Source organism: Erythrobacter ani (assembly GCF_019204025.1).
Lineage (GTDB): Bacteria > Pseudomonadota > Alphaproteobacteria > Sphingomonadales > Sphingomonadaceae > Erythrobacter > Erythrobacter ani.
Genome location: NZ_JAGSPB010000001.1, coordinates 386,083 through 398,494 on the forward strand (window position 1 = coordinate 386,083; position 12,412 = coordinate 398,494).

A 12,412-nucleotide genomic window follows, 5' to 3' on the forward strand; every position below is an offset into this window, starting at 1 on the left:
AGAAAAGGCCCCGGGAAACCGGGGCCTTTTATATTGGCGGCCTGCCTGGTTGGATAGCCGCACGTCAGCGAAGTGTCGCTATTCCTGATCCGCCCTCGCGGTGATTTTCAGCTCGCCATCGCCTTCGTCGACCGTAACCACCATCCCGTCAGCCACACGGCCTTCGAGCAGCATTTCGGCCAGCGGGTCCTGCAAGTACCGCTGAACCGCACGCTTGAGCGGACGCGCGCCATAGACGGGGTCATAGCCAACCCTTCCCAGCCAACGCAGCGCGGCATCGGTCAGGTCGATGGTGATTTTTCGGTCGTCCAGCAGCTTCTGCACCCGCTTGACCTGAATTTCGACGATCGGCGCCATGTGCTCCATCGCAAGACGGTGGAACAGGATGATTTCGTCCAGGCGGTTGAGGAATTCTGGGCGGAAATGCCCTCGTACCGCATCCATGACCTGATCCTCGACCTCCGCGACCTTTTGGTCGTCCGCCAAGTTCGACAGGAATTGACTGCCAAGGTTCGAGGTAAGGATGATCAGCGTGTTCGAAAAATCAACCACCCTGCCTTGTCCATCGGTGAGGCGCCCATCGTCGAGCACCTGCAGCAGCACGTTGAAGACATCGCTATGCGCTTTCTCGACCTCGTCGAACAGCACGACCTGGTACGGCCTGCGCCGCACGGCCTCGGTCAACACGCCGCCCTCATCATAGCCGACATAGCCCGGAGGCGCGCCGATGAGGCGGGCAACCGAGTGCTTCTCCATGAATTCGCTCATGTCGATGCGCACCATCGCGCTGTCATCGTCGAACAGAAACCCGGCAAGCGCTTTCGTCAGCTCGGTTTTGCCGACACCCGTGGGGCCGAGAAACAGGAAGCTACCGAGCGGGCGGTTTGGGTCCTGGAGGCCCGCGCGCGCGCGGCGGACGGCCTTGGAAACGGACTCGATCGCGGCCTCCTGCCCGATAACGCGTTTGCCGAGGATGCTTTCCATCTGCAGCAGTTTTTCGCGCTCGCCTTCCATCATCCGTTCCATCGGGATGCCAGTCCAGCGGGCCACAACGCCTGCGATGTCCTCTTCGGTAACCTCTTCGCGGAGCAGCGCGTTCTCGGTCGTTTCCTCAGCAGCCGCGAGCTTCTTTTCAAGCTCGGGGATCCTGCCGTAGGAAAGCTCGCCGGCTTTCGCGAGATCGCCTTCGCGCTGAGCCTGCTCCAGCTCAAGCCGGGCATGATCGAGCTGTTCCTTTATCTCGCCCTCGGCAGCGATCTTGTCGCGCTCGTTCTGCCAGCGGGTCGTCAGCTCGGATGATTCCTGCTCGAGCTCGGCCAATTCCTTGCGTAGGTTCTCTAGCCGGTCTTTCGAGCCCTGATCGCCTTCCTTTTCGAGCGCCGATTCCTCGATCTTGAGCTGGATGATCCGGCGATCGAGTTCGTCGATCTCTTCGGGCTTGCTCTCGACTTCCATTCGAATGCGCGAAGCCGCCTCGTCCATCAGGTCGATTGCCTTATCCGGCAGGAAGCGGTTCTGGATGTAGCGGTCGGAAAGGCGCGCGGCGGCGACGATCGAACCGTCGGTGATACGCACGCCGTGGTGCAGCTCGTACTTGTCCTTGATCCCGCGAAGGATCGAGATCGTGTCTTCGACGCTCGGTTCCTCGATGTAGACGGGCTGAAACCGCCGCTGAAGCGCCGGGTCTTTCTCGACATACTTCTGGTATTCATCGAGCGTCGTCGCGCCGATACAGTGCAGCTCGCCGCGCGACAGAGCAGGTTTCAGCAGGTTCGAGGCATCCATCGAACCTTCGCTGGCGCCCGCCCCGATCAGAGTGTGCATCTCGTCGATGAACAGGATGATCTGGCCGTCGGCGTTCTTGACCTCGTCCAGAACCGATTTCAGCCGCTCCTCGAATTCGCCGCGATATTTCGCACCTGCGATCAGAGCGCCCATGTCGAGCGACATGAGCGTGCGGCCCTTGAGGCTGTCGGGAACGTCGCCATTGGCAATACGCAGCGCGAGGCCTTCGGCAATCGCGGTCTTACCCGTGCCGGGTTCGCCGATCAGCGCCGGGTTGTTCTTGGTCCGGCGGGCGAGGATCTGGATCGTGCGGCGGATTTCCTCGTCGCGGCCGATAACCGGATCGAGCTTACCGTCGCGCGCCGCCTGTGTGAGATCACGGGCGAACTTTTCCATCGCGTCGTAATTGGCTTCCGCATTCGCGCTGTCGGCTTTCTTGCCGCCGCGAAGCTGGTCGATCGCTGAATTCAGAGCCTGCGGCGTGACGCTTGCCGCCTTCATCGCCTCTCCGGCGGCACCCGGCGCGAGCGAAAGCGCGACCAGCATCATCTCGACCGTGACGTAGCTGTCGCCGGCCTTTTCGGCGGCCTGCTCCGCCTGGTCGAGCACGCGCACTGCATCGTTATCGAGACCCGGCGTCTGCTGCGCCCCACCGCCGGTCACTGCCGGGATCTTCGCCAATGCCGCATCGACCGCGCTAACCGCGAGCGCCGCTTCGCCGCCCGCGCGCTGGATCAATCCAGCGGCCATGCCTTCTTCGTCTTCGAGCAGTGCTTTCAACAGGTGCTGCGGTGTGATCCGCTGGTGGTTCATGCGGATCGCGACGGTTTGCGCGCTCTGCAGGAAGCCTTTGGCGCGGTCTGTGAACTTTTCGAGATTCATCTGGGTGTTCCCCTCAATGGATTTTGCCGCCTAGATATAGTGTTGCATATTAGCAACACAAGCACCTGCGGAGGATAAATCGCAGGTGTGTTACTCGGATATAGGGGTCAGACCGATTCTTGCGAGGGGTGGCGCGTATTTTGCCGCATTCTGCGCCTGCGATCGCGCGCGTCAATTACCGCAAAGGGCTGCTACGCCGAGGCGTCTTCCAGGCCGGGGACCATCACCGTCCGCGCTCCGCCAAAATCTTCACGGACGACGATGACGCCCTGCTTCTCCAGATGATCGAGCAACCGACGAATGCGACCGGGAGAGCTGGTTCCGTAGGCTCTCGCCAGAGCGTCCTCATCCACTTCGGTTTCGCCTGCATGGGCCGCGCGGGCGATTACGAGCCATGGCGCCAGCAAATCCTGCTCAACGCTCTTGGCCAGACTCAGAATGCGGGCGCGCGTGGCTTCATCGAGATCACCCAGCCCCGCTCCAGCAATGGCAAAGTCGCGGCGGAACGCCTGCATGTCCGGCATCGGCCCGATAATGCGTTCGCGGCGGCAATGCATCAGGAACGTCTGATATTGCCCGCTGGCGGACTGAAAAGCCGCCTCGCTCGAGCTTGCGAGCTCCTCAATGATCTCAGCGATCCGCTGCTGCACGTCGGTCTGTGGTTCGGCTGCGTCGCCATTGAGGGTCGCCTCTTCGCTGCTCACGATCCGCTGCTCGACAGCCTCGATTGGCGGTGCAGCTGGCGGTGGAGGAGACGGAGAAGCCTGCGCAGTCTCGGCCGCAAGGTCGCGTGTCAGCAGCGCTTCCATGTCAGCCGGACCCTCCGATGGCATCGGCATCAAACCGCCCACATCGTCCTTCTTCCCCGATTTCACGGGCCCGATCTTGACGGCAACCGGACGGCGGCTGATCGCGGGTCCGAGTGCGAGAAAATAGCCCCGCTCCAGCTCGCGGATACGTTCGGCCTGACGCCGCTCCATCCCCAACAGATCGGCGGCGCGCACCATATCGATATCGAGGAAGGTGCGGCCCATCAGGAAGTTCGAAGCTTCCGCCGCCACATTCTTGGCGAGCTTTGCCAGCCGCTGCGTCGCGACGATCCCCGCAAGGCCGCGCTTTCGCCCTCGGCACATGAGGTTCGTCATCGCGCCCAACGTCATTCGCCGCGTATCCTCGGCAATTTCGCCCGCCACCGATGGCGCAAACATTTGCGCTTCATCCACCACGACGAGCGCAGGAAACCAGTGTTCGCGCGGGGCATCGAACAGCGCGGCGATAAACTGTGCAGCGCAGCGGATCTGTTGTTCGACCTCAAGGCCCTCCAGCGCCAGCACGACGCTTGCCCGGTGTTCGCGGATCCGGCGGGCAAGCGCCTCGATCTCGGGCGGGGAATAGGCCGCTCCGTCAATCACGATGTGGCCGAATTCGTCGGCGAGCGAGGTAAAGTCGCCCTCCGGATCGATCACCACCTGCTGCACCATGCGCGCGCTCTCTTCGAGCAGGCGGCGCAGAAGGTGGGATTTACCGCTACCCGAATTGCCCTGCACCAGCAGGCGCGTGGCGAGCAGTTCCTCAATATCGAACTCGACCGGCGGGCCGGAGGCTTCATGGCCGATGGTGATCTGCGCTTTCACCCCGCATGGGTAGCCAGCCGAATCCACAAAGCGGAAGGGCGCATGTGCCTCTAATCCCCAATCGCTTCCTCACGCGCACCCTTTTCCGGCGGGCATTTGCGCGCTAGCAAGCTTGCAAGCGAGAGGAATTGTCATGCGGAAATGGTTTGTCGGCACCGGTATTGCGGTCGCCGCCTTCATATTGGTTGCAGTGATCGGCCTGATGACGTGGGAGCCATTCTATGCGCACCGGGTCGATACGCCGCCACCGGGTGAATACTCGGCTGAAATCATCCGCAGCGAATACGGCGTGCCGCATATCTATGGCGACACCGATCCGGACGTCGCGTTTGGCGTTGCCATTGCCCAGTCCGAGGATGATTTCTTCACCCTCCAGGACGTGATCGCGATGTCACGCGGGCGTTACGGCGCGATCGCGGGCGAGGACGGCGCGACATTCGATTATGTGTACCATCTGCTCGATGCGCGCGGCACGGCAGAGCGCGAATATCCATCGCTACCGGAAGACACACGCGCCCTGTTCGAAGGGTATGCAGCCGGGCTGAACCAGTATGCCAAGGATAATCCCGACGAGGTCAAGCTCGCAAACCTGTTTCCGGTGAATGGCGAGGACGTTGCCGCCGGTTTCGTGCTGCGCCAGCCTTTCTTCTTCGGCCTTGCAAATGTGATCCAGCCGCTCGTGGCGGGCGAGCCGCTGCGCCGCGAATTCGGGCCGGATATTCCCGGCTTCCCGCGGGATGAAACGGGCACTGTGACCGACCGCGAGGAGCAGGCAGGCCTGCTTCACCCGCTCCCGATCGGCGACGACGCGCAATTGCTCGGGTCGAATGCTTGGGCTGTCGCGCCGGAGAAATCCGGCGGGCCGACGACATTGATTTCCAACTCCCACCAGCCGCTGCGTGGCGGTGTCGCGTGGTATGAATTGGTCGTCGAGAGCGGAGAAGGCTGGCACTATGCCGGCGCAAACTTGCCCGGCACGCCCTATCCGGTGCTCGGCCACAACCGCAACCTCGGATGGACCTACACCGTCAACCGGCCGGATCTGGTCGATGTTTACGAGCTTGAAGTGACGACCTCGCCCGGCATCGATGGCGATGACATCATGTACAAGCTCGACGATGAGTGGCTGAAACTCGACGCGAAGACCGTCACGCTCCCTGTAAAAATGGGGCCGGTCACGCTGCCCATTCGCCGCACGATCTATCGCAGCGTCCACGGGCCCGTGATCAAGAACGACAACGGTTATTTCGCGATCCGGTACGGCGGAATGGACAGCGTGAGGCCGATGGACGCGTTCTACCGGCTCGGAAAATCGCAGAGCATGGAAGAATGGCTCGCCGTTTATGAACGGCTCGATATCCCGAATTTCAACGCGGTTTACGCAGATGCCGAAGGCAACATCGCCTACATCTACAACGCCGCCTTTCCCGACCGGCCCGAACAGGACGAGGTGAAGGCCAATTGGCGCGGCGTCCTGCCCGGAAATCGCAGCGATCTCATCTGGGAAGGCACGGTCGAATTCGACGAGATTCCCAAGCTCATCAATCCTGAAAGCGGCTGGCTCTACAACGCCAACAACGAACCGTTCACCGCCGCCGGCGAAGGGAGCGATCTGAACCCGGACCATTTCTCACCGATCCTCGGCGTAGAGCGCAAACAGACGAACCGGTCCCGCCGCGCATATAAGCTGCTTTCGGAAGCCAGCCTGCTCGACCGCGAAACGCTGAAGCGGATCAAATACGATACGGCGTATGAGCGGGTGGGTTATGTGGATGACCTGTTCAGCGCGCTGGAAACTCTCGAAGTCGAAGGCGACCTGGCGGAGGCGCGCGATCTGCTGCTAACCTGGGATTTCAAGGCGGACAATAAAGGCGGAGCAGATGCGCTCGCCCTTCTCATGATCCGCGATTTCATGTCCGCCGAGTATCAGAACCGCGCCACGCCTGATGTCCGTGAGAAACTGCGCGACGCGGTGGACCATCTCAACGAGCATTTCGGTCGGATCGATCCTCCGATGTCGGACCTGCTGCGCCTGCGGCAAGGCGATGTCGACCTTCCGCTCGATGGAGGGTCCGACACGCTGCGCGCCTCGACCACCTGGCAAGTCGACGAAGATGGCCGACTGGGCCTCGTCCACGGTGACAGCTTCATCCAGTGGGTCGAATGGCACGAGGGCGAGCGCGTGACTTCGCGCTCGATCCAGCCTTTCGGCGCTGCAATTACCCGGCCCGACAGCCCACATCACACCGATCAGATGCAGCTGTTTGTCGATCATGAATTGAAGCCGGTTCATTTCTGGCGCGAAGACGTGATCGCCAATGCCAAACGGCGCTACACCGTGACCAATGCAGAGTGATTGATCCTTGAATTTCAACAGCTTTTGAACCAGCGTGGTTCGATCAAGCGTTCCTAAACAGAAAGAGAGTTTTCATGTCGCAGATGAACTCGGCCTACCGCCTCGCCACGACCAGTTTCACCGCAATCGCGCTGGCCATTGCCGCGCCCGCAGTCCCGGCATTCGCTGCAGAGGATGGCGCGCCAACTGCCACTGAAAGCGCGGAACCGGGCGACCTCACCCAGCTCGTTTCGCAGGTCGCGATACCTTATGAGCAATTCGAGCTCGACAACGGCCTGACGGTGATCGTGCATGAAGACCGCAAGGCACCCATTGTCGGCGTCGCGGTGTGGTACAATGTCGGGTCGAAGGACGAACCCGAAGGCAAGACCGGTTTTGCCCACCTGTTCGAACACCTGATGTTCAACGGCAGCGAGAACGCGCCGAATGACTACTTCCAGTACCTGCAGGAAATCGGCGCCACCGATTCCAACGGCACCACCAATTTCGACCGGACGAATTACTTCCAGACCGTCCCGCGCCCTGCTCTCGAACGCGCTCTGTGGCTCGAAAGCGACCGCATGGGTTATCTGTTGGGAGCGGTTACGCAGGAAAAACTCGATAATCAGCGCGGCGTTGTCCAGAACGAGAAACGTCAGGGCGACAATCAGCCGGGCGGCCTCGTCTTTTATGAGATCCTCGACAAGATGTTCCCCGAAGGGCATCCATACGGACATACTCCGATCGGCTCGATGGCGGACCTCGACAGCGCCTCGATGGAAGACGTGCGGAACTGGTTCCGTGACAAATACGGTCCGAACAATGCGACGATCGTTCTGGCCGGAGACATTTCCGCTGCCGAAGCCCGGCCCATGGTCGAGCAGTATTTCGGCCCCATCCCGCGTGGGCCGGTGAACAACCCGGCCGAAGCTGCGATCCCCGTGCTCGAAGAGGACATTCGCAGCGTCATGCGCGATCGGGTCGCGGCGACCACAATCACGAAATACTGGCCTGCCCCCGGCATTACGAGCGAGGAACTGACCGCGCTCAATATCGGCACGAGCATATTCGGCGGGCTGGCCTCAAGCCGTCTCGACGAAGTGCTGGTCCGCGATGAACAGCTTGCGGTCGGTGTCGGCGCAGGCAATTTCGATTTTCAGCGTATGGGCATCCTGCTTGTCAACGCGACGCTCAAACCGGGAGTGGAACTGGCAACGCTCGAGGCGCGCCTCGATGAACTCATTGCAGAATATATCGCCGAAGGCCCGACCGAGGATGAAGTGCGGCGTGCCGCCACAAGCCAATTGGCGACAACGATCCGCGGTTTGGAGCAGGTCGGCGGTTTCGGCGGCAAGGCCGTGACGCTGGCCCGCGGAGAAGTGCTGGCAGGCGATCCCGGACTGTTCAAGAAACAGTTCGACACCCTCGCCTCCCTGACCGCCGCCGACGTCAAGGCTGCGATGGAGCGCTGGCTCACCCGGCCCAGCTTCACCCTGGTCCTCGAACCGGGAGAGCGCGACAGCCAGTATGAAGAAGCGTCGTCGGTGGAAGCCGGAGAAGCGAGCGCTTCCCCGGCAGAACCGGAAGAGATCACCGTCTCCAAGGTTCGCCCCGCGCCGCCGATCGACACGATTGCATCGCTCGACTTTCCGGAGCTGGAGCGCGCCACGCTCGCGAACGGCATGCAGCTTACATACGCGCAGCGCGATGCTGTGCCGGCGACCTATGTGACGATGTCGTTCGATGCAGGCAGCGCGGCCGATCCGGTCGACAAACGCGGCCTCGAAGACCTCACGCTCGAGCTGTTCGATGAAGGCACGGCCGACCTGACAAGCCAGGACATTGCCGAGCAGCGTGAACGCCTTGGCGCATCGATCTCAACGGGAGGCGGCGCCGACCGTTCGACGTTCACGCTGTCCGCGCTCTCATCGAACCTGACTCCGTCGCTAGAACTGCTCAGCAGTGTCGTGCGCGAACCGGCGTTCAACGCCGCCGATCTCGAGCGCGTCCGCGCCCAGACGATCACCGGGATCAAGCAGCAGCTGACGACACCGCAAGGCATCGCTTTCCGCTCGATCGCACCGGAAGTGTTCGGCGCCGCTAGCCCATATGGCGGCAACAGCACGGTCGAAAGTGTCAGCTCGATCTCGCGTGAAGACCTCGTCGCATTCAAGGATACATGGATTCGTCCGGATAACGGAGAGGTCTTCGTCATCTCCGATCGTCCAATGGCGGAGATCGTCGCCGCGCTGAATGGAGTGTTTGGCGATTGGAACGCACCCGCTACGGCCAAGGGGACCAAGAGCTTTTCGCTCGATGGAGCGCCGGATGCAGGCAATCGCATCATCCTGATCAACCGCCCGAACAGCCCGCAAAGCTTTATCCTCGGCGCACAGCTCACGCCGCTCAACGCCGCCGATGACAGCTATATCGACTTCACCAACGCCAACAATTCGCTTGGCGGCAACTTCCTCGCGCGGCTCAACATGAATCTGCGCGAGACAAAGGGCTGGAGCTACGGTGTGCGCGGCGGACCGCAGGCGCGTGAGAACGCGGTGGTCTACAACATTTCCGGAGGCGTACAGGCAGATCGCACCGGCGATTCGGTCGCAGAGCTTATCCGTGAAACCGGCGAATTCCTGAGCACCAACGGCGTTACCGCAGAGGAATTGGCGCGCAACGTGGCTTCGGAAATCGGGGAGCTTCCCGGCCGGTTCGAAACATCGCCCGCGGTCTTGGGCGCTATGCAGAGCAACGCGCTTTTTGGCCGGCCGGACGATTATTACGAAAGCCTCGTCGCCAAATACGAGGCGCAGACCGCGAGCGGCCTGGACGCTGCGGCCCGCAGCGCCCTCGACGTGAACAAGTTCGTCTGGGTCGTCGTCGGCGATGCGAGCCAGGTGCAGAGCCAGCTGGAAGCGTTGGGCATGCCGGTCGAAGTGCGCGAGTTGCCCAGCGAAGAATGACGCGCGGCGATCAGCGTCGCGGCCACCCTGGGCGCATTGTAAACGACAAGGGCGGGAGCGGGCATTGCCAACTTCCGCCCTTCGCTTTTGCGAAGCCGGATTGAGGTTGAAAGGCACTGACACACGTGTAAACAACCGCACCAAGAGTTTCGCGCCCATGCGGGGCGATCACGCTCGAAAACCCTCTTGGGACGGTTTGCTGTCCCGCTTTATATGGAGATTTAGATGTCTGATGTTTCCGGTTCCTACAACACCACCGTCAAAAGCCCGATGGGCGACCAGAGCGGCACCTTCACCGTAGTCGAGAATGGCGACGGCACCTTTTCCGGCAAGATGGAAGGCGGCATGGGCTCGATGGACGTCGAAGAAGGTAAGGTCGACGGCAACACCCTCACCTGGAAAATGAACATGACCGTCCCGATGCCGATGACACTCGATTGCGAAGCCACGGTTGAAGGCGACACGCTCGCAGGCAACGTCAATGCAGGCGCATTCGGCGCGATGCCGCTGACCGGCACGAAGACCGCTTAAGGCGTCATTTCAAGATGGTGAAAGGCCGCCGGAGCATCTGCCTCCGGCGGCCTTTCTTTTACGCCGCTTCCACTCGCGGCGAGCTCATAGGCGGTCGGCCCTATTTGGGCATCTCTGTCCGAACTGCCTCTGCCGAAGCGAGGCGTGACTTTGCCAGAGAAGCTTCGACTGCCAGCTGAATATGCGCCTCGGACTGCATCTGCGCACGTGCCTTGCACCGCTGCGCCATGCGCTTCTGCTCAATATATTTGCGTAAGGTGGGCGCGCTGCGGTTCATGAGGCACGCTTTGTCTATACCGCGATCGACGCGCGACTGGAGCGCCGCCCGGCCCTCCTCGCTGGTAAGGTCGAGATCATCGTAGGCGATGGCCATCTGCTCCGGCTCAGCCGTGCTGGAGGGACTCTCCGCTCGCACCCCGCCGGCTCCGGCAACCAAGGCCATCGCCGCGCACAGTAAGGGAAGATGCCGTTTATGGATCATCCGGCTGCGGTTCATGATACGTCTCCTCTTCAGGTCGACGCGTAATCGCGCCGTCGCGAAAAAGAGTGGGCCTTCACGGCCTTACCCAACACAGCCTCGATGTGATGAAGGCATGATCGGGGCGCGATCTTATGCTTACGGCGAGCTAATGCGGCTGGATTGCGTGCCCTCGACCGCTATTCTCGCTTCGACTCGAAACGGCGTGGAGGTGCACGAGAATGGATCAGGAGCAGGAAACCGGCAGCGTCCGCCCGACCGACCTCGCGCATGAGCCCGATTTCCACATCGGTGCGATGCAGGTCCGCCCGTCGCTGCGCGTTGTCACGTCGGAACAGGGCGAGGAGGTCGTCCTCGAACCGAGAGTGATGCAAGTCTTGGTCGAACTCGCCAAGGCACGCGGCTCTATCGTGTCGCGCGATGATCTCACTGCAAGATGCTGGGGCGGGCAGGTTGTCGGTGACGGTTCCATCAACCGCGTGATCTCTTTGCTGCGCGGGCTGGCTGCGGACATGCCGCATGCGGACTTTTCGATCGAGACCGTTCCCAAGGTCGGTTACCGTCTGATCGCGGAGAGCAATACTGCCGATGATCGCGAAGCGGCCAGCACAGTCCAACGCAGCGGCTCGATCGACCGGCGCGGAGCGCTTTTGGGAGGCATCGCGGCAGCCGCCGTCATCGCGATCGGGGGTGCCGGATATTCAATGCTGGGCAACCGGCGCATCCCGCGCGAGGCGCAGCAATTCTTCGAGCGCGGCATGCAGGCGATGCGCGAAGATGACGGACCACAATATCCCTACGCCGCCAGCCAGTTCAGGGAATCGGTCAGGGTTGCACCGGAATTCGCCGATGGCTGGGGCATGCTTGCGCTCGCATATCAATTCGGCAGTTCGTACCAGCCCGATGAAGAGCAGGACGCAGCCGAGATGCGGATTCGATCGGCGGCTGACAGGGCGTTTGCGCTCGATACCGACAATCCTGCAGCGAGCGCAGCGCTTGCCTGGCGCGAACCGGTGTTTCGAAACTGGGCCGACGCCGAAGAGAAATGGCGCGCGCTGATAGCCCATTTCGATGAGCTCGCCGTCGCGCGCTGGGGTCTGGCCTGGGTGCTATACGAGGTAGGCCGCACGCGTGAAGCCGCAGAAGAGCTCGCGCCCTATGCGCAGGTGGTCAATCGCCCGCATACGCTGGCGCAATTGTACTGGGATGCGGGGCGGACCGATGAGGCGGAGATGGTCATCGAACAGGCGCTCGCCACCCGGCCGCGCGACACGGCCACATGGTTTACGCAATACTGGATCTATCTGAGATCGGGTCAGGAGGCCCGCGCGCTTAGCATGGTCGCCGATCAAAGCGCTCGCCCGCTGGGGATACCCGATGGCGAATTCGGCAGGCTTCGCGCGACGGCGACCGCCTATGCCGAGCGCACTCCTGCTGCGATCGAGGAAGCGATGTCGGCCAATCTCCTGGCAGCAACGCAGGGACGCCGGTTCTGCGAATCCGCCATCGAGGTCGCGTGCGAGCTGGGCCGGACATCGACCGCTTTCGACCTGACGGAATCGTATTTCTTCGATCCGCGCTTTTTCACAGGTGGCAACCGTTTCAGGGAGCATTCCAGCGTTTACGTCTCGGCACCGCGCACCGGGTTTCTGCTGGCGCCCGCATGCAGGCCGATGTTTGCAAGCCCGCGCTACACCGAAATCCTGAGCGAGATCGGCCTCGCCGAATACTGGGAGCAAACCGGCACCACACCCGACCGCTGGCCGGTGATCGTCGCGGCACGGGCATAGCGCGCGGCAGC

7 protein-coding genes are annotated in these 12,412 nt (G+C 61.9%); 4 read left to right on the plus strand and 3 right to left on the minus strand.

Annotated features, from left to right (window positions below; genetic code table 11):
- Positions 1 to 78: 78 nt before the first annotated feature.
- Both clpB and KCG45_RS01900 read right to left on the minus strand, forming a co-directional pair.
- Complete coding sequence (gene clpB / locus KCG45_RS01895) at positions 79 to 2,667, minus strand: ATP-dependent chaperone ClpB (RefSeq protein WP_218315453.1); 2,589 nt, start codon at positions 2,665 to 2,667, stop codon at positions 79 to 81.
- Between the two features lie 191 nt (positions 2,668 to 2,858).
- Positions 2,859 to 4,301: an ATP-binding protein gene (locus KCG45_RS01900; protein WP_218315454.1), complete on the minus strand. Its 1,443-nt coding sequence runs from the start codon at positions 4,299 to 4,301 to the stop codon at positions 2,859 to 2,861.
- Positions 4,302 to 4,434: 133 nt separating this feature from the next.
- Here KCG45_RS01900 and KCG45_RS01905 point away from each other — a divergent pair, with 133 nt between their 5' ends.
- From KCG45_RS01905 to KCG45_RS01915, 3 genes are all read left to right on the plus strand, one after another.
- The gene (locus KCG45_RS01905) at positions 4,435 to 6,657 is read left to right on the plus strand and encodes an acylase (protein ID WP_218315455.1); all 2,223 of its coding nucleotides are present in this window, start codon (positions 4,435 to 4,437) and stop codon (positions 6,655 to 6,657) included.
- A gap of 74 nt (positions 6,658 to 6,731) precedes the next feature.
- Complete coding sequence (locus KCG45_RS01910; protein WP_255547902.1) at positions 6,732 to 9,602, plus strand: M16 family metallopeptidase; 2,871 nt, start codon at positions 6,732 to 6,734, stop codon at positions 9,600 to 9,602.
- 225 nt (positions 9,603 to 9,827) lie between these two features.
- Positions 9,828 to 10,133 (plus strand): hypothetical protein, encoded by a 306-nt coding sequence (locus tag KCG45_RS01915; RefSeq protein WP_218315456.1) that lies wholly within the window; start codon positions 9,828 to 9,830, stop codon positions 10,131 to 10,133.
- 100 nt (positions 10,134 to 10,233) lie between these two features.
- Here KCG45_RS01915 and KCG45_RS01920 read toward each other — a convergent pair whose 3' ends face one another.
- On the minus strand, positions 10,234 to 10,629 hold the full coding sequence (locus KCG45_RS01920) for a UrcA family protein (RefSeq protein WP_218315457.1): 396 nt from the start codon (positions 10,627 to 10,629) through the stop codon (positions 10,234 to 10,236).
- A gap of 203 nt (positions 10,630 to 10,832) precedes the next feature.
- Between KCG45_RS01920 and KCG45_RS01925 the strand changes: the two genes are divergently transcribed.
- Positions 10,833 to 12,401 carry a winged helix-turn-helix domain-containing protein gene (locus KCG45_RS01925; protein WP_218315458.1) on the plus strand — a complete coding sequence of 523 codons (1,569 nt, stop codon included), beginning with the start codon at positions 10,833 to 10,835 and terminating at the stop codon, positions 12,399 to 12,401.
- Positions 12,402 to 12,412 lie beyond the last annotated feature (11 nt).